Source organism: Myxococcus sp. CA039A (assembly GCF_013336645.1).
GTDB classification, from domain to species: Bacteria; Myxococcota; Myxococcia; order Myxococcales; family Myxococcaceae; genus Myxococcus; species Myxococcus llanfairpwllgwyngyllgogerychwyrndrobwllllantysiliogogogochensis.
Genome location: NZ_JABUMQ010000148.1, coordinates 1 through 25,827 on the forward strand (window position 1 = coordinate 1; position 25,827 = coordinate 25,827).

Below are 25,827 nucleotides of genomic sequence, written 5' to 3' on the forward strand. Positions count from 1 at the left end.
GAGTTCGGGGATGAGGCGGAGTCGGTGGCGGTGCGGTACCTGGAGGAGCGGGGCTGGCGGGTGAGGGCGCGGAACTGGCCGTGTCGTTACGGCGAATTGGATGTGGTGGCTGAGCGAGAGGACACCGTGTGCTTCGTCGAGGTGCGGATGCGCTCCTCGGCCGTATGGGGAGACCCGGCGCACACCGTGTCGTTCGCCAAGCAGCGTCGGGTGGTGAAGGCGGCGCTGCACTATCTCTTCGCTCATGACCTGCGTGAGCGGATGATGCGCTTCGACGTGATTTCCGTGGTGGGGCGTGGAGCGCGCGCCACCGTGGAGCACATTCCCGGCGCCTTCGATGCGGGCATGTAAGGGGAAGGCATGGCTGGAACGCTGTACCTGGTGGCCACGCCCATCGGGAACCTGGGTGACATCTCTGCGCGCGCGCTGGAGACCCTCCGCGCGGTGCGCTTCATCGCCTGCGAGGACACGCGGCACTCCCGTGTGCTGCTCGACCACTTCGGCATTGGCGGCAAGGACCTGGTCAGCCTGCCCGCCTTCGCGGAGGGGCAGCGGGCCGGGCGAATCCTCGATCGAATCGCAGAAGGGGATGACTGCGCGCTCGTCACGGACGCGGGCAGTCCGGCCATCAGCGACCCCGGAGAGCGACTGGTGGCGGAGGCGCTGGAACGAGGGCTGACGGTGGTTCCAATCCCGGGCGCCACGGCCCTCGTCGCGGCCCTGAGCGCGTCCGGGCTGCCCACGGGGCGCTTCCACTTCCTGGGGTTCCTGCCCCGCAAGGGCGCCGAGCGGCGCGCCATGCTTGAAGAGGTGGCCGCGCTGTCCGCGACGCTGGTGCTCTACGAGTCTCCGCGCCGTCTGGGAGAAACGCTCCCGGACCTGCAGGAGGTCTGGGGGGACCGCCGTGCGTGTGTCGCCCGCGAGCTGACCAAGCTGCACGAGGAGTTCGTGCGAGGGCCGCTGTCAGAGCTGTCCGCGCGCTACGAGACGGAAGAGGCCCGGGGTGAGGTCGTGGTGCTCGTGGAAGGCCGCACCGGAGAGCGCCGCTGGTCCGAGGAAGAGCTGCGGCGCGGGCTCGAAGAGGGGCTTGCTCGCGGCGAGAAGCTCAAGCCCCTGAGCACCGAGCTGGCGCGTCGTGCGGGCTGGTCGGGACAGGACGTCTACCGACTCGGGCTGTCGCTGAAGCGGTGAGTCGAAGCGGGACCCAGGAGGCGCGTTCTCCCTCCTGGCGTCCGCGTTGCTGCTGCCCGCGACACCGGGAGGCAGGCGGTGGATGCCGCGCCTCCCGGGTGTCATCTGCCGCTAGAAGTTGAACGAAGCGCTCAGGTCGAAGCGGAACGTCGTGCTGCCGATGGCGCGGAACCGGCGGGAGACAAGGTCGTAGCGCCAGTCGAACGTCGGGTTGAGCTCGGGCGAGCCCACCGCCGTGTCGACCTGACCATCACCGTTGAGGTCCTGGCCCATCTCCTCGTTCGTCAGCGTGTGGTCCGTGTTGTAGAGGAACGTGCCCGACGCGCGAATCTTGAAGGTGTCCGACGCGCTCGCGGTGGCGCCGAGCATGCCGCCGACCTGGAAGTACTCCTCGGAGGTGAGCAGCTTGCGAAGCGCCGCGCTCAGCTCGTTGTTGTACCGGCCCGCGCCCACGTAGTTGCCGATGGCCCGCAGGTCCAGGGTGAACTTCTGGTGCTTCTGAGGCCTGTCGAACGGCACCAGCTCCACACCGGCGACCATCCCCAGCATCTCCGGCGACTTGATGCCCGTCTCCTTGCGGTTCCACGGACCTTCGCCGCAGTTGCCGGGAGCACCCAGGTTCGTGGGGTTCGACGTGCGCTGGTCGCAGTTCGAATAGAAGAGGGGACCTCGGACGGGGATGGTGTAGCTGGCCTTGAAGTACGGCTCGGCCACGCCCATGCGGCGCGAGAACGCCGTGTAGAGCTGGTACTTGTGGACCCGGTCGCCAATGTTGCCGCGCTCGTCCGAGTTCGTGGTGTCCACGCTCGGGTCCCTCACCTTCGCGGTGGGGGCCTCGTAGTCGATGCCGACAATCCAGGTGGGCTTGGTCTCGTCCTTCGCCTGATTGAAGAAGGCGTAGGCCAGGCCGAAGTGGAGGTTGCCCAGTCCGCCCCGGAAGCTCTCCTGCGGCACGCCGAAGAGCGGCACACCGTTGGTCTGCGGGTCCGAGAGGCATCCCGCGATGGTCGAGCCATCCGCGTTGATGCAGTTGTTGGTGATGGTGGAAGACTCCTGGGACGACTGGGAGGTGAAGTCCCATCGCTCGTTCTGCTGGAACACCAGCGGGAGCGTGAAGGACAGCTCCAAGTCCCTGTAGAGACCCACCGCCAGCCTCAGGTTGAGGCGGGCATCGACGCCCTTGTACCAGAGCTCCGCGGCGTCACCGCGCGTGGCTGGCGAGCCATCCTCGTTGGGCGGCGTGCCCGCGGGCGCGAGCTGCTCGCGGACAATCTTCGCGCGAGTCTGCGTACGTTCGAACCCGACGTCGATGAACAGGTCGAACGGATCGTCATCCTCGAAGGAGGAAGCGATCCGGGTGATATCTGCCGCGCTGGCGGCGAACGGCGCGCCCAGCGTCAGCGCGGCGAGTACGGCGCGAAGCCTGTGCATCCGACCTCCGACGGCGAAACGAGCGGGCCTTCCGGCAAGCCCGGGGGCTTCCAGCTAGCCGCGCCGTCGAAGGAGTGTCAAGAATCGGGTTGCTTTTACTTCCCCGCGACGGAGGTTCCGAGCAGCCCTTCCAGGCGCCGGACCTCGTCATCGAAGCCCGTCTTGTGGCCGGCCGCCATGGTGCGGCGGTAGGTCTTGTGCTGGTCGAAGGGGTCCAGCACCCGGTCGTCCTGGGTCATCAGCTGGTAGTGGAGGTGGGGCGCGAAGGAGCGGCCCGTGTTGCCGCTCCGGGCGATGACCTGGCCCACGTTGAAGCGCGAGCCCGGGTGGATGTCCTTGGACACCTCGTCCAGATGCAGGAAGAGGGCGCGGCGGCCACGGCCGCCCGTCTCCACCAGCTCCAGGCAGTTGCCGTTGCTGCCCCAGTTCCAGTTCTTGCGCTTCACCACGCCGGCGAAGGGCGCCTTGACGGGCGTGCCCACCGGGGTGCGGAAGTCCACGCCCTTGTGGCGGCGACCGTCGCGCAGCAGGGACGTCACCTGCTCGTAGTCGTCCAGCGGCGACTTCTCCAGGCGCAGCTCCAGCTCCTCGCCCGTGGACAGGTAGTAGCGCGCGGCGCCCTCGGTTCCGGCCTGGTAGCGGTACGCACTGAGCGTCTTGCCCAGCTTGGCGCTGGTGAAGCGCACCGCGTGGACCAGGGGCTCCTCGTTGGGGCGGCGCTGGAAGAGCACGTCCAGGGTGTCGCCGCGCAGGATTTCACCCGGAACCTCCACCCACCACACCAGCGTGCGCGTCACCACCTGCGCCAGGGCCGGGCCCACGTCCGCGCCAGCGGAGTTGTTGAGGGCCGTCTCCAGCGGGCCCTCGATGCGCATCGACGCGCGCTCCAGGCCCGCGGCCTTCACCGGGTCCACGGGAACAGGCGCGGCGAGAGGGGCCGCCGCGAGGGCGCCCGCATCCGCGGGGCCGGTGGCCTCGGCGACAGGCTGGTGGATGGCGGCCTCGCCCGTGGCGTTCGCCATCCGTTGCTTCCACCACCACACGCCCCCGGCGGCTCCGCCAAGGATGAGTGACACGGCGACCACGGGCCCGATGGGGCTGCGCTTTGGAGGTGCACCGAGGGTGGGAAGGTTCGGCCGCATACAGGCTCCCTGGTTTGGAAAGAGTGGGCGGGCGCGAAAACCAGCGCCCGCGACGAGGAATTCCGCCAGCCGAGGGTCAATCCTCGGGGCCGTCCTCTTGCTCGTCTGGCGTGGTGTCGCGCAGACCGAATTCCTTCATCTTCGTTTGCAGGGACTTGCGGCTGATCTGCAAGAGCCGCGCGGCCCGGGTGACGTTGCCGCCCGTCTCATCGAGCTTCTTGACGATGAGGTCCCGCTCCAGCTCCGCCGCCTTCATCCGGACGATGTCCTTCAGGCCCACCTCACCCGTGGGAACTTCCAGGGTCGGTGCGCTGGGGGGCGGAGCGGGGCTTGCCTGGACGCCCGCTCCCTGCCGAACGGGCTCTGGCAGGTCCTTGGCGGTGATGAGCGGCCCGTCCGCGAACAGCAACGCGCGCTCGATGAGGTTCTCCAGCTCGCGGATGTTGCCCGGCCACGCGTAGCCCTGCAGCAGCGCCAGCGCGTCGTCGGTGATGCCTTCAATCTTCTTGTTGAGGCGCCGGTTGTACTTGTCCACGAAGTGCCGCGCGAGCATCAGGATGTCGCTGCGGCGTTCTCGCAGGGGGGGCAGGGTGAGCGGCACCACCGCCAGCCGGTAGTACAGGTCCTTGCGGAAGCGGCCGGCTTCGATCTCCGCCTGGAGGTCGCGGTTGGTGGCGGCAACGAGGCGCACATCCACGCGCGTCGTCTTGATCCCGCCCACGCGCTCGAACTCGCCTTCCTGGAGCGCGCGCAGCAGCTTCACCTGCATCTCGACGGGAATCTCCCCGATTTCGTCCAGGAAGAGGGTGCCGCCGTCGGCCAGCTCGAACCGGCCGGGCTTGGAGGTGACGGCGCCGGTGAAGGCTCCGCGCTCGTAGCCGAACAGCTCGCTCTCCAGCAGCGTGGCGGGGATGGCCGCGCAGTTGATCTTGATGAACGGCTTGTCGCGACGGCTGGAGGCGCCGTGCAGCGCGGTGGCGATGAGCTCCTTGCCGGTGCCGCTCTCGCCGGTGATGAGCACCGTGGAGGGCGTGTCCGCCACCTTGTCGATGACCTTGTAGACGTCCTGCATCTGGGGCGACTCGCCGATGATGGCGGCGCGCGCCTTGAGGTCCGGACGGACGGAGCGACGGGCGCTCTCGTTCGTCTTGGCGGCCTTGGCGACCACGGCGGACAGCTCCGTCTGGTCGAAGGGCTTGGTGATGTAGTCGAACGCGCCCGCCTTGATGGCGTCCACGGCCGAGTCCACGGTGCCGTGCGCGGTGATGATGATGACCGGCACGTCGGGGTTGGCGGAGCGGATGGTGCTCAGCACCTCCATGCCGCCCACCTTGGGCATCACCAGGTCCGTCACGACGATGTCGGCGCCGTTCTTGTGGAACTCCGCCAGCCCCTGCTCACCGTTCTCCGCGACGGTGACGTCGAAGCCATCCCGGCGCAGCATCGCGGCGAGCACCTTGCGGAGATTCGCCTCGTCGTCAATCACCAGGACTTTTGCCATGGGAGCAGGGCGCGGAGGGGCCGGACTAACGACGGGCCGACGCCGCGGTGGGGCCCTCAATGGTGCAGATGGCGTCCGGGTGCTTGATGCGCAAGAGGAGCGCCTCCAGCACGCGGAACGGATGGTTCATCCTCGAGGCACCCAGGTAGGCCGCCACCATGTCCATGGCCACGGCCAGGTCCATGTTCTCCCGGCCCGTGGACACCACCACGCCCGAGTCACCGCGCAGGCGGTTGGACTGGTAGACGCCGTCCGAGGCCAGCTGCTTGAGGGTCTCGATCTCCAGCACGCCCGTCTTCTCGTAGATGCGGTGCAGCGCCGAGTACAACCGGGGCGACAGCACGACGGCATAGGGGCCGAAGTGGCCGTGCTCGTTGAGCGTGCGCGTGGCCTCGACGACGGCCTGGAAGCCGCCGCCCGCCACCGTCCAGTCACCCAGCGGCACGGTGAGCCGGCCGTTGGCCGTCATCAGGCCCTCGTAGCCCAGCTTCGCGTCACCGTAGAAGATGAGCTCGTCTTCCTGCTGCGCGCACAGCGCCGCGGCGCCCGCGGCGGCGGACACGTCCAGCGGCATGTTGTGCGTCCGGGCCGCCTCGATGTCGCGCCAGTGCAGCAGGAAGTCCTTGTAGATGATGGGGATGGTCTTGAACTTGCGCGCGTCGGTGAAGACCATCGCGGTCTCCTGCTCGCCGACGATGTCCACCGCGCCCGGGGACACGCCCTGGAACTCGTCGTAGGGCACCGTCTGCACGCCCGCGCCCAGCGGACCGTAGATGTCGAGGATGCGGCGGCCCACGAGCGAGCGCCGCGCGACCTGGATGACGGTTTCATTCAGGCGCGCCCACTCCTCTTCACGGAGCGGGTTCTCGGCATGTCCAAGGAAGTCAGGCATCGAACAGTCTCCAGATACTCAACAAGGAGAAAAGAAAAGGAACGTCTTCAGCGATTGCCGCCGCCGCCACCACCGCCACTCCGGCGGAGCGAGCCCACCGTGAGGGGATGGGACTCCACGGCGGGCGGCGGAGCGGGCAGGCCGTACATCAGGCGCTGCGGGGGAAGGGCGGTGAGCGGCTCCACCGGGGACCGGCCGTTGATGACGTTCGGCGCCGGTGGGGTGGGGGAGGGCGAATGGGCCGCGACGGGTGTGCCCGCATCGGCGACGGCCTGCTGGAAGTGCCCGGCCGCGATGGGACTGGTGAAGCGGGCGTCCTGGTTGGCGTCGAGCATGCGCAGCATGTGAACCGCCTCGGACACGTGTTCCTTCTCCTCTGTCGCCAGGTGGAGGAAGAACGCCTTCACTTCCGGGTGGGAAGCGGCCCGGGCGAAGGACTCGTATTCGTTGATGGTCTCCAGCTCGCGCGCCAGCACGCGGCGAATGCGCGCCACGTCGTCCAGGTCGCTGTCCGGGGTTTCGGCCATTGGGAATGGACCCTTGCAATCCGCCGGGGGCACCGTCAAGAGAAACAGGGCCCGGTGGGTTTCCTGCTTCATGCCACTTGACGTCACGCATAGAGTCCGGCGCTCGTGACCGCCTCCGTGCCCGAGCCTTCTCCGCCGCCTCCCACCGCCCCGTCTCCTCGGTCCGAGCGCTCCAGCGGCCGAGGCGCGTTGCTCGTGGCCACGGGTATCCTCGCCTCGAAGCTCGTGGGGCTCGTGCGCGAGCGCGTCTTCGCGCACTACCTGGGCAACGAGGCGGCGGCGGCCATCTTCAAGGCGGCGCTGCGCATCCCCAACTTCCTGCAGAACCTGTTTGGCGAGGGAGTGCTCTCCGGCTCGTTCATTCCGGTGTACGCCCAGCTGCTCGGCCGCAAGGACACGGAGGAGGCGGACCGGGTGGCGGGCGCGGTGTTCGGCCTGCTGTCGCTGGCCACCGCGCTGCTCGTGGGCGCGGGCATGCTCTTCACGCCGCTCTTCGTGGACCTCATCGCCCCGGGCTTCGAGGGCCACGCGCGCGAGCTGGCCATCCGCGTGGTGCGCGTCCTCTTCCCGGGCACTGGCTTCCTGGTGCTGAGCGCCTGGTGTCTGGGCATCCTCAACAGCCACCGCCGCTTCCTGCTGTCGTACCTGGCGCCGGTGGTGTGGAACGGCGCCATCATCCTCACGCTGCTGGTGCTGGGCGGCCGCTATGGCGAGGAGCGCCTGGTGGAGCTGCTCGCCTACGGCGTCGTGGCGGGCAGCTTCCTCCAGTTCGCGGTGCAGGTACCAAGTGTCCTCAAGTTGCTGGGGCGCTTCAGGCCCTCGCTCTCCACCGCGGCGGCGCCGGTGCGCCAGGTGCTCAAGAGCTTCGGGCCCGTCGTCCTGGGGCGCGGCGTGGTGCAGTTCAGCGCGTGGGTGGACACCGCCTTCGCCACGCTCATCTCCGAGCGGGCCATGTCCTCGCTCGTCTATGCGCAGACCATCTACCTCATCCCGGTGAGCCTCTTCGGCATGGCGGTGTCCGCGGCGGAGCTGCCGGAGATGGCGCGCGCGGCGGATGGCGAGCGGGAGGAGGTCGTCGCGAAGCTGCGGACGCGTATCGACGCGGGCGCGCGGCGCATCGCCTTCTGGGTGGTGCCCTCGGCCGCGGCCTTCTTCTTCCTGGGAGACATGGTCGCCGCGGCGCTGCTGCAGACGGGCCGCTTCGGCGCGGCGGACTCGCGCTACCTCTGGTACCTGCTCATCGGCGCGTCCGTGGGGCTGGTGGCCGCCACCGTGGGCCGGCTTTATGCCTCCGCGTTCTACGCGCTGAAGGATCCGAAGACGCCGCTGCGCTTCGCCATCGTCCGCGTGGCGCTGGGCTCGCTGGGGGCCTGGGTCCTGGGCCTTCACGGGCCCGAGTGGCTGGGGCTCCCCCCTGAACTGGGCGCGCTCGGCCTCACGCTCTCCAGCGGCATGGTGGCCTGGCTGGAGTCGACCCTTCTGCGCCGCAAGCTCTCCAGGCAGCTGGGCCGCGTGGGCGTGCCTTCGGGGTTGCTGCCCCGACTGTGGGGCGCGGCGGTGATCGCCGGAACGGTGGCCCTGGGGGTGAAGCTGGGGCTCGCCTCGGTGCTGGGTCCCATGCCCGGAGTGCAAGCGGAGTGGGGTGGGGCCTTCCTCGCCCCCCCCGCGATGCATCCCATCCTGGGATTCATCGCCGTCGCCCTCCCAATGGGAGTAATCTATTTCGCGGTGGCCGCGGCGCTCGGCGTGCCGGAGGCCAGTGCGGTGTTCCGCAAGGTTTCTGGCCGCCTGCGTCGCAAGCGCTAAGTGCGCGCCATGGCTCGGCTCCTGACGGAGCAGGCAGGCTTTGATTGGGGGTGCAACCAGGTGTCGGAAGGGATGGCGTAAAGGGCTCTCGTCGTTAGGGTCCTGGCGGTGGTGTGGACCACGTGCGCGTCATCGGGGCTTCCTCCCGACAGGGCGCGCGTGTAGAGTGCGCCGCCTTTTTCATGGGCTCCGGCTTCACGGGAAGTCTGGGCTGACTTCGTCTCAGGAAGGTCTCGGCAGTGAGCGACGAGAAGAACGGTTCCAATGCGGGCGGTCCTGGCGGAATGGGCCCCAAGAAGCCGAAGGCGACCTTCGGCGACGTGATGCTCGGCATTCCTTCGGGCGGCGCAAGCCGTGGCGAGGGAGGTCGTGGCGGCGGCGGCGGTCGCGGAGGCGAGCGCGGCGGTCCCGGTCAGGGCCGCGATGCGCAGCCGCGTCCCGAAGGAGGAGCTCCTCGCGAGGAGCGCCGTCCGCGGGGCGGTGGCAGCCCAGGGGGTGAGCGCCGCGGTGGTGGCGGCGAGCGCCGTCCGTCCGGCCCCATGGTCGTCGTGAAGCGTGCGTCGGGTGCCATCGAAACGCGGGGTCCGGTGGGTGAGCAGCCCGCCGAGGCGACCGCGACGGCGGAGGCCACCACGGCCGCCGCCGAGGCCTCCGGCGCCACTCCGACTCCCACGCCGCGCCCTGTCGCGCCGACGCCGGCGCCTTCCACGGCGCTGTACGAGGAGGTCCCCGAGTCCGAGTCCTTCGCCGAGATGTTCGAGGTGCAGGTGAAGGAGGGGGGCGCTCCGGGTCGTCGGGGCGTCCGCCTGGGCGAGAAGGTCAAGGGCACCATCTTCCAGCTCGGCGCGGACACCGCGTTCGTGTCGCTGGAGGGCTCGTCCAAGAGCGAGGCGATGATCGAGCTTCGCGAGCTCAAGGACGACGAGGGCATCCTGCGCTTCGGCGTTGGCGACAGCCTGGAGGCGCACGTCATCGAGGTGGGCGCCAAGGGCATCGTGCTGAGCCGCGCGCTGGCCAAGGGCAGCGCGTCCATGGCGATGCTGGCCGAGGCCCGCGCTTCCGGCATGCCCGTCGAGGGCATGGTGCTGAGCGTGAACAAGGGCGGTGTCGAGGTCGCCATCGGTGACCAGCGCGCCTTCTGCCCCATCAGCCAGCTGGACCTGCGCTACGTGGAGAAGCCGGATCAGTTCATCGGCGAGAAGCTCAAGTTCCGCGTCACGGAGGTTCGTGACCGCAACGTGGTGCTGTCGCGCCGCTCGCTGCTCGAGGACGAGCAGCGCACGCTCGCCGCGGAGACGCGCAAGACCCTGTCCGAGGGCAGCATCGTCAAGGGCAAGGTCTCTGGCGTGCGCGACTTCGGCGTGTTCGTGGACCTGGGCGGCGTGGAGGGGATGATCCCCGTCTCCGAGCTCTCGTACACGCGCGTGGGTCACCCCAGCGACGTGGTGAAGTCCGGCGACGAGGTGGAGGTGGAGATCCTGCGCATGGAGCCCGCGCAGCCCAACTCGCCCGACAAGACCAAGCAGAAGGAGCGCATCACGCTGTCCATGCGCTCGCGGCAGGAAGATCCCTTCAAGAAGGCGATCTCCGAGATCAAGGAGGGCGACCGCCTGCAGGGCAAGGTCGTCCGCCTCCAGCAGTTCGGCGCGTTCGTGGAGCTGCGTCCGGGCGTGGATGGCCTGGTGCACATCTCCGCGCTGAGTGATCGCCGCATCGCGCACCCGCGCGACGTCGTGAAGGAAGGCGAGACCATCTGGGTCGCCGTCGAGAAGATCGACGCGAACGAAAAGCGCATCGGCCTGCGCCGCATCACCGAGGACGAGGCGCAGCGTCCTCCCGAGGAGCGCACGGCTCCGGTGGCCGCGGAGAAGACCGCGCCTTCGGCTCCGGCCACGCCGCGTCCCAAGGCGGGGCAGGTGGTGGTGGGCAAGGTGGACCGCATCGAGCCCTACGGCGTGTTCCTCCAGTTCCCGGGTGGCAAGGGTCTGCTCCCGGCCAGCGAGACGGGCACCGAGCGCGGCACGGATCTGCGCAAGCACTACGCGCTCGGTCAGGAGGTGAAGGTGGCGATTCTCGACATCGACGCCTCCGGCAAGATTCGTCTGTCCGTCACCGCCGCGGTGCGCGCCGAGGAGCGTGCCGAGGTGGAGGAGTGGCAGAAGACGCAGCAGCCGCAGGGCGCCGCCGCTGGCAAGAAGGGCTTCGGCACGCTCGCCGATCTCTTCAGCAAGTTCGGCAAGTGATTCACCGGACTCGAGCACGTGTGACGCGTGTTCGAGTTCGCGGGAAATAGATGTTGCAGTCCACGGCGAGGGGCGGTACTACCTCCCTCGCCGCTGACGCGGGGTGGAGCAGCCTGGTAGCTCGTCGGGCTCATAACCCGAAGGTCGCAGGTTCAAATCCTGCCCCCGCAATTAGGAATGCCAGAGGCCCGGAGAATAGAAAGCCGGGCCTCTGGTGTTTATAGGCAAACACAACATGTCGCGGGGTGGAGCAGCCTGGTAGCTCGTCGGGCTCATAACCCGAAGGTCGCAGGTTCAAATCCTGCCCCCGCAACTTGGTGTCTTTCGAGGGCCTGTCTGGATTCGGAAGAAACCGCAAGGTTGAAGACCCCGGTCGCCAGAGATGGTGGCCGGGGTTTTCTCTTTGGTGCGCTTGGATGCCTTCGCGTCAGCGCGCCGCCCCGCCCCTCAGCCCAATGGCAGATCAACCCGGGGGCAGGGGAGTGTCCGTGCCCTGACGACCGCCTGGACTCCCCGTCACGTCTGGCTTGACACCGGAGAAACTGGGTAGGTCCGTCAGCACTGGAATGTTGGCCCTGGACATTGCAGCCCCTTGAGATAACTGGGGATTTTTCAGACGAGGTCTCTCGTGGATACGGAAATCTCCCGCCATCATAGAAAAAACCGCAATGTCGCCTTTCAACCTACACCAGTAAAGGCACTAATCTCTCCAACAGGTGACAATTTGTCACCTGGGAGCCAATCAGAACAGACCTGAGCTTCCGGCAAGGCTGTCGGAACGCGACGTATCGGGTCTCCCGGGCGGCTCCCACCCCGCGCAATCCCATGGGAGCACCCCCACGTGAGAAGGTTGGTTGCCAAGCTGTCCGGCCTGGCGCTGGTACTTTCAGGTACTGGCTCCTTCGCCCGGACGCTGCCGAACTACGACGCATTCCTGGAAGCCAAGCCCGCGGGCCGCACCGCCGCGAGCTTCAAGCCGGTGGACGCCGACACGGATGCCCGTGTCACCCACCGGGATGAGCACACCGGCGCCCCTCGCTTCCTGTGGGCCACTGGTGGTGCACAGAACAAGCTGAAGGCGCAGTACGCCAGCATGGCGCCGGCGCAGGCGGCCCTCACCCAGCTCAACGACTACGCGGCGATGTACGGCGTGAAGTCGTTCGAGGTGGCCGGTGCCCGCGTCTCCGCCGTCAAGCAGCTGCCCCAGGGTGTCAAGGTCGTCACCGTGGCGCAGGAGGTTTCCGGCGTCGAGGTGTTCCGCCAGAGCCTCCGGCTGCTGTTGAACAAGAACAACGAGCTGGTGTCGGTCTCCGGCACCATCTCCGAGCACGTGACGGCGCGGGCCGCGCCGGAGCGGATGCGTTTCAAGCTGTCGGCGAAGTCCGCCATCGCCGCCGCCTTCCAGGACGTCACGGGCTCCGCGCTCGACGGCAGCCTGCTGAACCAGGTGAAGAGCGCGAAGCCCACGGGCCGCTATACGCGCTACGCCCTGGCCTCGTACGCGCGACCGCAGGAAGAGAGTCTTCGCGAGCCCGCCCGCGCCAAGCAGGTCTACTACGCGCTTCCGAACGCGCTGGTGCCCGCGTACTACGTGGAGGTCATCACCGGCCGCGAGAACAGCGTCGATTCGGACGCCTACGCGTACGTCATCTCCGCGTTGGATGGTCGCGTGCTGTCTCGCAAGGACATGCGCGAGCAGGCCGCCTTCAGCTACCGCGTCTTCGCGGACACCACCCCCCCGTATACGCCTCACGACGGTCCCGCTGGCACGAACGCCACGCCGCACCCGGACGGTGCGCCGACGGGCTTCCGGCCCGCGTTCGTTCCTCCCTCGCTCGTCACCCTTCAGAACGCGCCCTACAGCCAGAATGATCCGTGGCTCGCGGCGGGTGCGACGGTGACTGCCGGCAACAACGTGGACGCGTACGCGGACCTCTTTGCGCCGGACTTCTTCAGCGCGGGCGACCTTCGCCCCACCGTCACGGCTCCCGGCGTGTTCGACCGGACGATGCTGTTCGACATCCAGCCGAACGCCAATGCGGAGCAGATCGCCGCGGCGACGACCAGCTTGTTCTACCTGAACAACTGGCTGCACGACTGGTACTACGACTCCGGGTTCGACGAGCTCTCGGGCAACGCGCAGCTCGACAACTTCGAGCGCGGTGGCGAGGACGGCGACCCCATCCAGGCGCAGGCGCAGGATTACAGCGGCACCGACAACGCCAACATGCTGACGCCAGCGGATGGTGCCTCACCGCGCATGCAGATGTACCGCTTCTCCGGCCCGCGCGAGACGTACCTGACGGTGAATGCTCCCGCCCATGTCGCGGGTAACTATGCCGTCGGAATCGCATCCGGCATGGGTGCCCAGGCGTTCGACGTGGTGGGCAATGTCGTCATCGCGCTGGACGAAGTCACCGCGGGGGGGCCGTCCACCACGGACGGTTGCACCCCCCTGACCAACGCGGCGGCGGTGGCTGGCAACATCGCCCTCATCGACCGCGGTGGCTGCGGCTTCGTCGACAAGCTCACCAGTGCGCAGGCCGCTGGGGCGACGGGTGTCATCATCGCGGACAACGCCGCGGGGCCGGTCGCGGACATGGGCGGCACCTCGACCACGCTCACCATCCCCGCGCTGCGCATCACCCTGGCGAATGGCAACCTGCTTCGCAATGAGCCGGGCCTCAACGTGCGCCTGTTCCGTGCGCCGAGCATCGGCCCGGACGGCACCGTCGACAACATCATCGTCGCGCACGAGTGGGGGCACTACATCAGCAACCGCCTCATCCTCGATGCGGGCGGCCTCGTCAACCAACAGGGCCGTTCCATGGGCGAGGGCTGGGCTGACTTCCACGCGCTGCTCATGGTGACCCGGGCGGAGGACATCAACGTCCCCTCCAACCCTGACTGGACGGGTGCGTACGGCGCGGCGGAGTTCGCCCCCCGCTACGGCTCTCCCGACAGCGCTTTCTTCGGCATCCGCCGCGTGACGTACTCGTCCGACATGGCGAAGAACGCGCTGACGTTCCGCCACATCGCGAACTCGTCCGCCCTGCCCACCACCGCGCCCATCATTACGAACACCCTCCCGAACTCGCAGTTCCACAACTCAGGTGAGGTGTGGGCCACCATGCTCTGGGAGGCCTATACGTCGCTGCTGCGCGTCCACCCGTTCCAGGAGGCTCAGGACCGGATGAAGCAGTACATCGTCCTGGGGTACATGCAGACGCCCTACGCGCCCACCTTCCTGGAGGCGCGTGACGCCATCCTCGCGGGTGCCTATGCCATCGACCCCGCGGATGCGGAGCGGATGTGGACGGCCTTCGCCAAGCGTGGCGCCGGTGTCGGCGCCGTGGCCCCGTCCTATGTCTCCACCACCCACGAGGGTCTGGTCGAAAGCTTCCGCACCGGCCCCGCGCTGGGGCTCGTGAGCGCGACGCTCTCCGACGACCTGCCCACCGGTTCGTGTGATCGCGACGGTGTGCTCGACAACGGTGAGACGGGTCGCATCGTCGTCACCATCGCGAACACCGGCTCGCACCCCGCGCGCAACGCCTCGGTGACGGTGTTCTCGCCGTCCCGCGGTGTCGTCATCGGCAACGCGGGCGTGGTCCGCCTGCCTGAGATTCCCGTGTTCGGCCAGGTGACGGTGGCGCTGCCGGTGACCCTGACGGGCGCCGCGACGGCCTCCGTCGCGGAGTTCATCATCGCCTTCCGCGATGAGAACCAGGCGGTTCCGGGAGACGTCATCGCCGCGCTGAACGCGGTGACGAACTACGACGAGGCTCCGGAGACCAGCCGGACGGAGAACGTCCAGTCCAACCCCGCGACGCTCCCCTGGGAGCTCGAGTCCAGCGAAGCGCCTGAAATCAACGAGTACTTCTTCGGGCTCGTCTACGTCGATGACGCGTTCATCGACCGCGCGTTCTTCGGCGAGAACCGGGAGTTCCCCACGGACTTCTGGCTGAAGACCCCGCCGCTCAACGTGAGCGCCACCGCGCCGTTCATCGTCAGCTTCGACCACACCCACGACTTCGAGGCCGACGCGAACGCCAACTACGACGGCGCCGTCATCGAGCTCACCGAGGACAATGGTCAGACGTGGATCGACATCGGCGTCCCCCTGTACGGTGGCGTGCTGGATACGGCCCCGGGCGTGCTGAACCCCCTGCAGGGCCGTCAGGCCATCGTCGGCACGAGCGCGAACTTCCCCACGCTCGATCCCGCGACGCTGGACCTGGGCACCACGTACGCTGGCAAGACGGTCCAGATCCGCTTCCGCATCGGCACCGACAACTTCGTCGGCGCGACGGGCTGGGCGCTGGACAACCTGTCCTTCAGCGGCATCGACAACACGCCGTTCACCTCCCTGGCGGCGGACAACAACGTGTGTCTGAATCGTCCTCCGGTCGCCAACGCCGGTCCGGACCAGACGGTGCCCGAGCGCACCGCGGTGACGGTGGCGGGCAGCGCGACGGACGCAGACGGCAATCCGCTCACGTACACCTGGACGCAGTTCTCCGGCACGGCGGTGACGCTGTCCGGCGCCGACACGGCCACCGTGACCTTCACGTCCCCTGAAGTGGCGTCGGACCGCGACATCGTGCTGCGGCTGAACGTCAGCGACGGCAGCCTGACGTCCACGGACTTCGTGACGGTGCGCGTGCTCAACGTCAACCGCGCTCCCACCGTGAACGCGGGTCTGGATGGCTCGGCGAATGAGCGTGGCAGCTTCACCCTGTCCGGCTCCGCGAGCGACGCGGATGGCGACAGCGTCACCTACCTCTGGACGCAGGTGTCCGGCACTCCGGTGGCGCTGACGGGCTACACGGCCGCCTCCGCCACGTTCGCGACCCCCGAGGTGGACTTCGACACGACGCTCACGTTCCGCCTCACCGTCTCCGACGGCAAGGTCAGCGTGAACGACACCGTGGACGTGGTCATCCACGACGTGAACCGCGCCCCGGTGGTCACCGCTTCGTCGGTGACGGTCGATGAGCGCAGCACCGCCAACCTCACGGCCACGGCCTCTGATGCGGACGGTGACACGCTGACGTACGCCTGGACGCAGCTGTCCGGTGCCCCGGTGACGCTGTCCGGCGCGGACACAGCGACGGCCTCCTTCGCGACGGGCGAAGTGGCCGCCAACGCCGTCCTCACCTTCCGGGTGACGGTGTCTGACGGTACGGCGACCGCCACGCAGGACGTGACGGTGAACGTGCTTCACATCAACCGCGCGCCGACGGTGAACGCGGGCCTGGATGGCTCCGTGAACGAGCGCGCCGTGGCCACGCTGAGCGGCTCGGCGAGCGACGTGGATGGCGACGCCCTGACGTACACCTGGGTGCAGACGGCCGGTACTCCGGTGGGCATCACCAACGCCACCTCGGCCATCGCCACCTTCACCGCGCCGGAGACGGCGACCGGTGAGACGCTGACGTTCCGCCTGATGGTGAGCGACGGCAGCTCCACCGCGAGCGACACGGTGAACGTGCAGGTCAATCCGGTGAACCGCACGCCGGCGGTGACGGCCTCGCCCGTCACGGTCAACGAGCGCACCACCGCGACCCTCATCGCCACCGGGACGGACCCGGACGGTGACACGCTGACGTACGCCTGGACGCAGCTGTCCGGCGCCGCGGTGACGCTGTCCGGTGCGAACACCGCGACGGCCACGTTCACGGCCGCCGAGGTCATCACCACCGCCACCCTGACGTTCCGGGTGACGGTGTCGGATGGCACGGCGACCGCCAGCCACGACGTGACGGTGACGGTGCTCAACGCCAACCGCGCGCCGACGGCGAACGCGGGTGCCGACGGCACCGTGGGTGCTCGCTCCGAGTACACGCTGAGCGGCGTTGGCGGTGACGCCGACGGCGACGTCCTGACGTACACCTGGGTGCAGACGGCTGGTACGCCCGTGGGCATCACCCACGCCACCACCTCTACCGCCCGCTTCACCGCTCCCGACAGTGTGGAGACGCTGACGTTCCGCCTGACCGTGAGCGACGGGACGTCCGTCGCGAGCGACTCGGTGAACGTGGCTGTCACGAGGGTCAACCGGGCTCCGTCGGTGACGGCGTCCGCGGTGACGGCCGACGAGCGGAGCACTGTCTCCCTCGTGGCCCAGGGCGTCGACCCGGATGGCGACGCGCTGACCTACGCGTGGGCGCAGCTGTCCGGCACTCCGACGGTGACGTTGGAGAACGCCAACACGGCGACCGCGACGTTCGACGCGGGTGACGTGGACGACGACGCGGAGCTCACGTTCCGCGTGACGGTGTCGGATGGTGGCGCCACCGCGAACCAGACGGTGACGGTGACGCTGCGCAACGTGAACCGTGCTCCCACGGCGAACGCGGGTGCGGCGGCTTCCGCCGTGTCCGGTACCACCGTGACGCTGGATGGCAGCGCGAGCAGCGACCCGGATGGCACCTCGCTGTCCTACACGTGGACGCAGATCAGCGGCCCGTCCGTGGCGCTGTCCAACGCGGTCTCCGCCCAGCCGTCCTTCACCGCTCCGTCGGTGGAGGCGCAGCGCGACCTGGTGTTCAGCCTGGTGGTGAACGACGGTGCGGCCAGCAGCGCGGCCTCCCTGGTGGTCATCACCATCAACCCGGCGGCCATCCCCAACCGGTCTCCGGTGGTGACGGCGTCCGCGGTGACTGCCGACGAGCGGAGCACCGTCTCCCTCGTGTCGCAGGCCTCCGATCCGGATGGCGACACGCTGACCTACGCGTGGACCCAGCTGACGGGCGCTACCGTGGAGCTGCAGAACGCCGACGCGGCGACCGCGACGTTCGATGCGGGTAACGTGGACGACGACGCGGTGCTCACGTTCCGTGTGACGGTGTCCGACGGCACCTTCGATGCGACCCAGGACGTGACGGTGACGGTGCGCAACGTGAACCGTGCTCCCACGGCGAACGCGGGTACGGCGGCCTCCGCCGTGTCCGGTGCCACCGTGTCGCTGAACGGCGGCGCGAGCAGCGACCCCGACGGCGCCACGCTGACGTACCAGTGGACGCAGGTCAGCGGGCCGGCGGTGACGCTGTCCAACGCCACGGCCGCCCAGCCGACGTTCACCGCTCCGACGGTGACGGCCGAGCGCGACCTGGTCTTCGCCCTGGTGGTGAGCGACGGTGCGGCCAGCAGCACGGCCTCCCTGGTCGTCATCACCATCACCGCGCCGCCGGTTCCGAACCGTGCGCCCGTGGTGACGGCGTCCGCGGTGACGGCCGATGAGCGGAGCACTGTCTCCCTCGTGGCCCATGCCACGGATGCGGACGGCGACACGCTGACCTACGCGTGGACCCAGCTGACGGGCACCACCGTGACGCTGCAGAACGCCAACACGGCGACCGCGTCGTTCAGCGCGGGCGAAGTGGATGACGACGCGGCGCTCTCGTTCCGCGTGACGGTGTCCGACGGTGACGCCAACGTGAACGCGACGGTGACGGTGACGGTGCGCAACGTGAACCGTGCTCCCACGGCGAACGCGGGTGCGGCGGCTTCCGCCGTGTCCGGTGCCACCGTGACGTTGGACGGCAGCGCGAGCAGCGACCCCGATAGCACCACGGTGACGTACCTGTGGACGCAGATCAGCGGTCCGGCCGTGACGCTGTCCGAGGCCACGGCGGCTCAGCCGACCTTCACCGCTCCGACGGTGACGGCCGAGCGCGACCTGGTGTTCAGCCTGGTGGTGAACGACGGGGCGGCCAACAGCTCGGCCTCCCTCGTCGTCATCACCATCACCGCGGCGCCGGTGGAGAATGTCGCTCCGGTGGCCAAGGCCCGCATCATCCTCAATGGCAGCCAGACGTCGATGACCCTCGACGGCTCGGCTTCCTCCGACGCGAATGGCGATGCCCTGACCTACAAGTGGGAGCAGACGGGCGGCCCGGGCGTGACGCTCAACGAGTCGACCAAGGCGGTGCTCAACGTGGACGTTCCGGAGCTGGATGACGACAGCGCCACGTTCACGTTCAAGCTGACGGTGAAGGACAGCCACAACGCCACCCACAGCGTCACGGTGGCGGCCACGGCCACCCCGGATGATGGGGGTGGTTGCTCGTCCACGGGCGCGGGTGCTCCGGCGGGCATGCTCGCCCTGGCGCTGCTCAGCCTGCTGCACCGTCGTCGTCGCGTGAACTGAGCCGGAAGCCGCCTCCTCTCGGGGAGGCGGTCTCCTCTGGGGACGGGTGCCTGACAGGCCCGGACCCGGAGGCTCTCCAGCGGTTCGAGCATTCTTGAAGTCCGACGGCCGGCATCCTCTCGCGAGGGTGTCGGCCGTTGTTCATTCCGGCGTCGTTCGCGGGACAACGTTCGTGGGGGCGAAGTGACGAGCCCCCGCCGCGTGACGGTGACTGGTGCACGAATCCGCCGCGCGGCGCACGGGTGGCCATCCGCGCTGGGGCAGGCTCGGCTCCCGTGTGGCTCGACCGGGCCGCCGCCTCCCGTCCATGTTCCCACTCGCCTCGGCCGCGCCGCCGTTCCTGCAAGAGATTGTCATCCTGATCGCCGCGGGCGCGGTGATGGCCTACGTGGGCCATCGCTTCAGGCTGGTGCCGATCGTCGGCTTCCTCCTCGCGGGCGCGCTGATTGGACCCAACTCCCTGGCCCTGGTGAAGGACCTGGAGCTGGTGAACTCCGCCGCTGAACTCGGCGTCATCCTCCTGCTGTTCAGCATCGGCCTGGAGTTCAGCCTGGAGAAGCTGGCCCGGCTCAAGCTGCTCCTCTTCGGCGGCGGAGGGCTCCAGGTGGGGCTGGCGTCCGTGGGGATGATGGGCTTGCTCATGCTGTTCGGCGTGGCGTGGCGGCCCGCGCTGTTCACCGGCTTCCTCGTCGCGCTGTCCTCCACCGCCATCGTCCTCAAGCTGCTCGGAGACAGGGGAGGGACCTCGTCCGACGTGGGGCAGGTGTCCCTGGGGCTGCTCATCTTCCAGGACCTCGCCGTGGTGATGATGGTGCTGCTCGTCCCCATCCTGGCGGGGAAGGGCGACTCACCGCTCCACTTTGTGTGGGCCTTCGCCAAGGCGCTCGGCATCATCGTCGCGGTGCTGGTGGTGGCGCGGCGGCTGATGCCCCGGCTGCTGGAGGTGGTGGCGCGCACGTGCTCACCGGAGCTGTTCCTGCTCACCGTCATCGCGGTGTGCTTCGGCACGGCGTTCCTCACCAGCCTCGCGGGCGTGAGCGTGTCCCTGGGCGCCTTCCTCGCGGGACTGGTCGTCAGCGAGAGCCGCTTCAGCGAGCACGCCTTCGGAGAAATCCTCCCGCTCCAGATTCTCTTCAGTGCGACGTTCTTCGTCTCCGTCGGCATGTTGCTGGACGTGGGCTTCCTCGTGGCGCACCTGCCCGTGGTGTTGCTGGCCATCGTCGCGGTGCTCGTCGTGAAGGCCGTGACGACGGCCATCAGCGTGCTGGCGCTCGGCTATCGCCCGCCGGTGGCGGTGGAGAGCGCGCTGCTCCTGGCTCAAGTGGGGGAGTTCTCCTTCGTGCTGGAGCGCAGCGGACGGCGCCTGGGGTTGTTTCCCGCGGGCCTCCCCGAGGGCTCCCAGGCGTTCATCGCGGCCACGGTGATGTTGATGGTGCTCACTCCGTTGCTGTCCCGGCTGGGCATCTGGGCGGGTGGACGCCTCACCCGCAGAGGTCACAACGCGATGGCGCAGGAGGGCCCTTCCACGGACGAGTCCGAAGCCCTCGCGGCCGAGTCCTTCGCCCGCTTCGAGAACCACGTCATCGTCGCCGGCTACGGAGATGGCGCGCGCCGACTCACGCGCGTGCTGCGCGGCTCGGGCATTCCGTTCCTGGTGGCCACCTTGAGTCCCCAGGGCGCGAATGAAGCGGAGGCCGAGGGCATGGCGGTGCTTCGCGGCGACTATGCGCGTCAGCGCACGCTGCGCGTGGCGGGCGTCCAACGCGCGAAGCTGTTGATGGTCGTCGACGACGAGGTCGCCATGGCCCACCGCGTGGTGGCGGTGGCGCGGATGGAGAATCCGACGCTGCGACTGGTGGCTCGCGTGCGCACGGTCGCGGACGTGGAGCCGATGAACGAGGCCGGCGCGGACGTCGTCGTGTGCGAGGAGCTGGAGAGTCTGGTCGCCGTGCTGACCTCGCTTCTCGAGGACTATCAACAGTCCCCCGAGGAGATCGAGGACCATGAGGACGCCGTGCGGCGCTCCGGCTACGCGGCGCTGCGACTGGCGGGCTCGCTGGAGAAGCCGCTGCTCGTCTGCGCCCTGGAAGAAGACTGCCTGGGCTCTCGCCGCGTGACGGTCCGCCCGGGTGCGCCCATCGTCGGACAGACGGTGGAGGCGCTGGTCCAGCGAGCCGGTGGGGCACTCAAGGTCCTGGAGCTGCGAAGGGAAGGGGTGCCGCTGTCGCGAGTGGAGCCGCACACGCGGTTCGAGGTCGGTGACGAACTCGTCCTCAAGGGCTCGGTCACGGCCTTCGAGCGCGGCGCGGAGTTGTTCCGCTCACCGCCTCCCGAAGGACTCGAGGTGGAGGCCGGGCCACCGGAGAACGTCGCGCCCCGCACGGCGGCGGAGCTCATCGACACGCAGGCCACCATCGAGTTCCATCCGAGCGCGGGCACGGGGCCTTGTGCCCACCTGGACCAGCTCCGTCCCGTGCGGCCCCGGACGCGGGGGTGCGAGGAGTGTCTCAAGCTCCATGACACCTGGGTTCACCTGCGGCTGTGCATGACGTGCGGCCACGTGGGCTGCTGCGACGACTCCAAGAACAAGCACGCGACGGGGCACTTCCACGAGACGACACATCCCCTCATCCGTTCGCTGGAGCCCGGTGAGAGCTGGGGCTGGTGCTACCTCGACGAGGTCCAGCTCGAAAGCGAGCCCGCGCCGGTAGGGAAGTGAGCGCCGCGCGGCTCCAGGCTCAGAGCGGCCTCACGTGCTCGGCGAGTCGCCCCGTGGCGATGAGCTCCTGGAGTTCGTCTCCCATCCGCTCGCTCTCGGAGACCACCTGATTCCAGGCGCGGATTCGCGCGGTGTCGGTCATCCGCTCGAAGTCGACACGGTCCGGAATCTTTCCACCGGGCAGCCTCGCCACCAGCTCGGGGGACGGGGAGATGAGCAGCGCCCTGCGGAAGTTCTCCGGCCGCGCCCGTCGCCAGCGCAGGGCCTTGTCGAACCAGCCGGGCACCACATACGGATAGAAGTGCGGGTACAGCACCAGTCCCTCACCAGGACCGAAGTCCAGGTCCAGGTGGTAGTCGATGACGCCACCATCCCGGTACACCCCTGGATGCGCGCCGGGGATGCGCACGCCACTCAACACGAGCGGAATCGAGCCCGAGGCGATGAGCGCCGGCTTCAGGTTCTCCGCCGTCAGGGGCAGGTGGACGGACGGCAAATCCTTCTGTCCCGCGAAGGGCGTCGTGTCGCCGGCTGTGTCGAAGATGACGCGGCGCAAGTGGAGGCTCAGGCTCTTGCGGCTCACCACATTGCCCATCGCGCACAGCGCCAGGCCCAGGAGCTGGACGCGCGGATGCTCGACACCCAGGGGACCTCGACACAGCGCGGTGACGATGTGCAGCCGCGCCCACGGATGGTGGAGGATCTCCTTCAGGCCATCATCTCCCAGGAGCGCATCGAGGATGCGCTCGCTCGTCTCGCTCACCAGGGAGGGCGAAGGCTTGGGCGGATAGCGCTGGTCGATGTACGCCGCCTCGAAGCGCCGCAGCGCGGACACCGGGTCGTTCTGGGCCAGACACGCCAGTCGCCAGCTGCCGATGGAGCTGCCAATCAAGTGCAGGGGGCGGGTGCGTCCCTTGAAGAGCTCGCCGAACAGGGCGCGGTCCAGCCCGGCCAGCACCAACCACTTGGGGCCACCGGAGGCTCCAGGCACCACATCCACGTCGTCACCGCGCAGCCCCCGCGCACGCAGCAGCCGCAGCGCGTCAGGTCCCGCCAGAAGCGTCAGATTCGAGGCCATGTCGGGGTTGCACCGTAACAGGAGCGGGTGGGTTGCGCGGGACTTCCGTGCTCGGGCCCGCATGGCTTGCGACAATCCATGCGCCACTGCTGTACTGCGCGCGCCCCCATGAAAAAGCCCACGCCTTCCGGACATCGCTCCTGGGAAATGAGTCGGCGCGCCTTCCTCGGTGGCTCGGCCGCTGTCACGGCCCTGGCCACGGTGGACGCCACCGCGAACCCGCCGGGGCACGCTGCTCCTTCCTCCAGTCCGTTCGAACTGGAGGAGGCCACCATCGTCGACCTCCAGGCCGGCATGCGCGAAGGGAAGTACACCGCGCACGGCCTCACGGAGCGCTACCTGGCGCGCATCGCGGCCATGGACAGCACCGGCTCGCTGCCGCTCCTGTCCGTCATCGAGCTGAATCCCGACGCGCTCGCCATCGCCCAGGCGTTGGACCTGGAGCGCAAGGAGAAGGGCGCTCGCGGTCCGCTGCATGGCATCCCCGTGCTCATCAAGGACAACATCGCGACGGCGGACCGGATGCAGACCACCGCGGGCTCGCTCGCGCTCGTCGGTGCCGTGCCCTCGCGAGATGCGTTCGTCGTCGAGCGCCTGCGCGCCGCGGGCGCTGTCATCCTCGGCAAGACAAACCTCAGCGAGTGGGCCAACTTCCGCTCCACGCGCTCCGCCAGCGGCTGGAGTGGACGCGGCGGCCAGTGCCGCAATCCGTATGCGCTGGACAGGTCGCCTTCGGGCTCCAGCTCGGGCTCGGGCGCCGCGACGGCCGCGAACCTCTGTGTCGTGTCCGTGGGCACGGAGACGGATGGCTCCATCGTGTCGCCCGCCGCGGCGTGCTCGCTCGTGGGACTCAAGCCGACGGTGGGACTCGTCAGCCGCTCGGGAATCATCCCCATCTCTCACAGTCAGGACACCGCGGGCCCGATGACGCGCACGGTGGCGGATGCCGCCGCGCTGCTCACCGTGCTCGCCGGCGTCGATGCCTCCGACGTGGCGACCGCCGCGAGCCAGGGCCGCACGGGACTGGATTACACGAAGTTCCTCGACGCCGACGGGCTGAAGGGCGCGCGCATCGGCGTCCCTCGCGAGCGCTTCTTCGGCTACCACGCCGCCACCGACGCGCTGGTGGAGCAGGCCCTGGAGGTCATGAAGTCGAAGGGCGCCATCCTCGTCGACCCGGCCTCCATCCCCAACGCGGCGAAGCTGGACGAGCCCGAGTTCGAGGTGCTGCTCCACGAGTTCAAGGCAGGCGTGGAGTCGTGGCTCGCGAGCCTGGGCGGCACGACGAAGCTGCGCACCATCGCGGACCTCATCCGCTTCAACGAGGAGCACCAGGACTCGGAGATGCCGTACTTCGGGCAGGAGCTGCTGCGTCAGGCGCAGGCCCGCGGACCGCTCTCCGATGCGAAGTACCTCAAGGCCCTGGCCTCCAGTCGCAGGCTGTCACGCGCGCAGGGCATCGACGAGGTGATGCGCAAGCACCAACTGGACGCGCTCGTCGCGCCCACGCAGGCGCCTCCAGGGCTCATCGACCTGGTGAACGGCGACCACTGGCTGGGCAGCAGCTCCACCCCCGCCGCCGTCTCCGGCTACGCCACCCTCACCGTGCCCGCGGGCTACGTGCGCGGGCTGCCCGTGGGGCTGTCGTTCATCGGTCGCGCATGGAGCGAGCCCACGCTGCTCAAGCTCGCCCATGCCTACGAACAGGCCACGCGGCACCGACGTCCGCCTGGCTTCGTTCCCACCGCGGACCTGCGCCTCGTCGCCGGGCGCTGAGTCCTCGCCACGCTCAGGGCGACGCAGCCCAGGGAAGCGTCGCCTGCATCACCGCCTCGTGCAGCGCGGCCGTGCGCAGATGGCTGAAGCGCTGGTAGTCCGGGTCGTTCACCATCTCCAGGAACGCCGCACGGCTCGGGTAGCGCACCAGCATCACCGCGTCCCAGGTCTGCCCTGGCTCCGCCACCAGCGCGGTGGAGCCGTCGCCCGCGTAGAGGGGCTGCGCGCCTGCCTTGATCATGAACGGCATGATGGCGTTCGCATACTCCGCGAACGAGGCCCGTCCCCCCTCCTTGAACCGCACCAGGTTCATCATCACCAGCGGCCCCCCGGGGTCTTCCTGGATGAAGCGCTGAACGTCGGTGCCCTGCGGATCGACAGCCACGGTGCCTCCTGAAAATCGAATCGGTCCGCCCCCCATCGAGACGGCGTGTCATTGTCGCTCAGTCTCACCGTACGGTGAACCCGGAACAGGACAGACCCGGGAGCCCCAGAAACTGGGGCCCACGCCACCCACGGCGAGCGCGCCGCGGAAGCCAGGCTCCGTCTCGACACGCCCGCCGCCCGCCTCACGTGGGATGCCGAAGCGATTCAGGCCCGCCGTGTCGGGTCCATCCGGAGGGCTCCACGCGGGCCGTTGAAGGCTCGTTCAGGTGTTTCCGGTGTCGGTGCGCTCGCGCTGAGCATCCAGGTAGGCGGCGAAGCCCGCCTTGGACTGGATGCGGAAGGGCGGCAGTCGCGCGAGTGCGTTGGGCGCGAAGACGTATTGCTCGCAGACGAGGCTCGCGCGCTGCGAGTCGTCCCGCGCGCCGAGGAAGGGCTGCACCTCGTGCTGGAGATGTCCCTGGAAGTGCACCAGCAGCCCGGGCCGTGGCCGCACCTCGCCCACGTCGCGATTGTCATGCAGCAGGCGAAGCGCTCCGCCGCGCGCGCCCGCGGGCATCTGGAGATACAGGACGCTCACGTGTCGAGGCGTGGCCTCCGGGACGCCGCTGGGCCCCTGCAACGTCGCGTCGATGTGTCGGCCCACGCCCTTGCCCGCGTCGAGCAACAGCAGGTTCAGATAGAACGCGTTGGGCGTTGGCTGGCGCGAGCCGAACAACCGCTCCCTCCACGGTCTCAAGCCGCGCGCGCTCTCCGGCGCCAGCACCCGCGCGAGATACGCGCGCAGGAACGGGAAGCGCGCCTCCAGGGTGCTCCTTCCTTCATGTGTGAAGATGAAGGCGAAGCCCCGACTCGCCTGGAACGTGCCCATCAGCGGGCTGCGGGCCACGAAGCGAGAGCCCAGCAGTGCGTCTCGCAGGGACTCCAGCTCCACGGGGGGGAGGGCTTGACGGTGGGTGATGTAGGGGCGCACGACAAAAGG

General features: G+C 68.8%; 15 protein-coding genes and 2 tRNA genes. 9 read left to right on the plus strand and 8 right to left on the minus strand.

What is annotated here, in order from left to right:
- Positions 1 to 351, plus strand: a 351-nt coding sequence (locus HR086_RS24075; protein ID WP_174466772.1) for a YraN family protein, incomplete at its 5' end; no start/stop codon positions are given.
- Between the two features lie 9 nt (positions 352 to 360).
- Positions 361 to 1,191 carry a 16S rRNA (cytidine(1402)-2'-O)-methyltransferase gene (gene rsmI, locus HR086_RS24080; RefSeq protein ID WP_174462109.1) on the plus strand — a complete coding sequence of 277 codons (831 nt, stop codon included), beginning with the start codon at positions 361 to 363 and terminating at the stop codon, positions 1,189 to 1,191.
- A 111-nt stretch (positions 1,192 to 1,302) separates the two neighbouring features.
- On the opposite strand, the gene HR086_RS24085 is transcribed toward rsmI, so the two are convergent.
- The 5 genes from HR086_RS24085 to HR086_RS24105 all read right to left on the minus strand — a co-directional run bounded on the left by HR086_RS24085 (position 1,303) and on the right by HR086_RS24105 (position 6,684).
- Positions 1,303 to 2,622, minus strand: coding sequence for a hypothetical protein (locus HR086_RS24085; protein ID WP_141646342.1), 1,320 nt, complete (start codon positions 2,620 to 2,622; stop codon positions 1,303 to 1,305).
- Positions 2,623 to 2,717: 95 nt separating this feature from the next.
- Positions 2,718 to 3,644 carry a M23 family metallopeptidase gene (locus HR086_RS24090; RefSeq protein ID WP_371746259.1) on the minus strand — a complete coding sequence of 309 codons (927 nt, stop codon included), beginning with the start codon at positions 3,642 to 3,644 and terminating at the stop codon, positions 2,718 to 2,720.
- 196 nt (positions 3,645 to 3,840) lie between these two features.
- Positions 3,841 to 5,265: a sigma-54 dependent transcriptional regulator gene (locus HR086_RS24095; RefSeq protein ID WP_174462110.1), complete on the minus strand. Its 1,425-nt coding sequence runs from the start codon at positions 5,263 to 5,265 to the stop codon at positions 3,841 to 3,843.
- 25 nt (positions 5,266 to 5,290) lie between these two features.
- Positions 5,291 to 6,157, minus strand: a complete 867-nt coding sequence (gene encA, locus HR086_RS24100; RefSeq protein WP_174462111.1) for an encapsulin nanocompartment shell protein EncA — start codon at positions 6,155 to 6,157, stop codon at positions 5,291 to 5,293.
- Positions 6,158 to 6,204: 47 nt separating this feature from the next.
- Positions 6,205 to 6,684 carry a ferritin gene (locus HR086_RS24105; protein ID WP_141646338.1) on the minus strand — a complete coding sequence of 160 codons (480 nt, stop codon included), beginning with the start codon at positions 6,682 to 6,684 and terminating at the stop codon, positions 6,205 to 6,207.
- A 105-nt stretch (positions 6,685 to 6,789) separates the two neighbouring features.
- On the opposite strand from HR086_RS24105, the gene murJ reads away from it, so the two are divergent.
- The 6 genes from murJ (at position 6,790) to HR086_RS48665 (ending at position 21,607) form a co-directional block, all read left to right on the plus strand.
- Positions 6,790 to 8,490 (plus strand): murein biosynthesis integral membrane protein MurJ, encoded by a 1,701-nt coding sequence (murJ, locus tag HR086_RS24110; RefSeq protein WP_174462112.1) that lies wholly within the window; start codon positions 6,790 to 6,792, stop codon positions 8,488 to 8,490.
- A gap of 284 nt (positions 8,491 to 8,774) precedes the next feature.
- Positions 8,775 to 10,733, plus strand: coding sequence for a S1 RNA-binding domain-containing protein (locus HR086_RS24115; RefSeq protein WP_174462237.1), 1,959 nt, complete (start codon positions 8,775 to 8,777; stop codon positions 10,731 to 10,733).
- A 97-nt stretch (positions 10,734 to 10,830) separates the two neighbouring features.
- A tRNA-Met gene (locus HR086_RS24120) sits at positions 10,831 to 10,904 on the plus strand.
- 68 nt (positions 10,905 to 10,972) lie between these two features.
- A tRNA-Met gene (locus HR086_RS24125) sits at positions 10,973 to 11,046 on the plus strand.
- A gap of 528 nt (positions 11,047 to 11,574) precedes the next feature.
- A complete protein-coding gene (locus HR086_RS48655; RefSeq protein WP_174466773.1) occupies positions 11,575 to 18,888 on the plus strand; it encodes a myxosortase-dependent M36 family metallopeptidase in 7,314 nt (2,437 codons plus the stop codon).
- 307 nt (positions 18,889 to 19,195) lie between these two features.
- Positions 19,196 to 21,607: a cation:proton antiporter gene (locus HR086_RS48665; protein ID WP_217441930.1), complete on the plus strand. Its 2,412-nt coding sequence runs from the start codon at positions 19,196 to 19,198 to the stop codon at positions 21,605 to 21,607.
- Between the two features lie 19 nt (positions 21,608 to 21,626).
- Here the strand turns inward: HR086_RS48665 and HR086_RS24145 are convergent, their stop codons facing one another.
- A complete protein-coding gene (locus tag HR086_RS24145; protein WP_141646335.1) occupies positions 21,627 to 22,685 on the minus strand; it encodes a patatin-like phospholipase family protein in 1,059 nt (352 codons plus the stop codon).
- Between the two features lie 108 nt (positions 22,686 to 22,793).
- Here HR086_RS24145 and HR086_RS24150 point away from each other — a divergent pair, with 108 nt between their 5' ends.
- Positions 22,794 to 24,461: an amidase gene (locus HR086_RS24150; protein WP_174466774.1), complete on the plus strand. Its 1,668-nt coding sequence runs from the start codon at positions 22,794 to 22,796 to the stop codon at positions 24,459 to 24,461.
- A gap of 13 nt (positions 24,462 to 24,474) precedes the next feature.
- On the opposite strand, the gene HR086_RS24155 is transcribed toward HR086_RS24150, so the two are convergent.
- Together HR086_RS24155 and HR086_RS24160 are read right to left on the minus strand one after the other, a co-directional pair.
- Positions 24,475 to 24,846: a DUF1330 domain-containing protein gene (locus tag HR086_RS24155; protein ID WP_141646334.1), complete on the minus strand. Its 372-nt coding sequence runs from the start codon at positions 24,844 to 24,846 to the stop codon at positions 24,475 to 24,477.
- Positions 24,847 to 25,110: 264 nt separating this feature from the next.
- Positions 25,111 to 25,818, minus strand: a complete 708-nt coding sequence (locus tag HR086_RS24160) for a 2OG-Fe(II) oxygenase (protein WP_174466776.1) — start codon at positions 25,816 to 25,818, stop codon at positions 25,111 to 25,113.
- Positions 25,819 to 25,827: the final 9 nt, after the last annotated feature.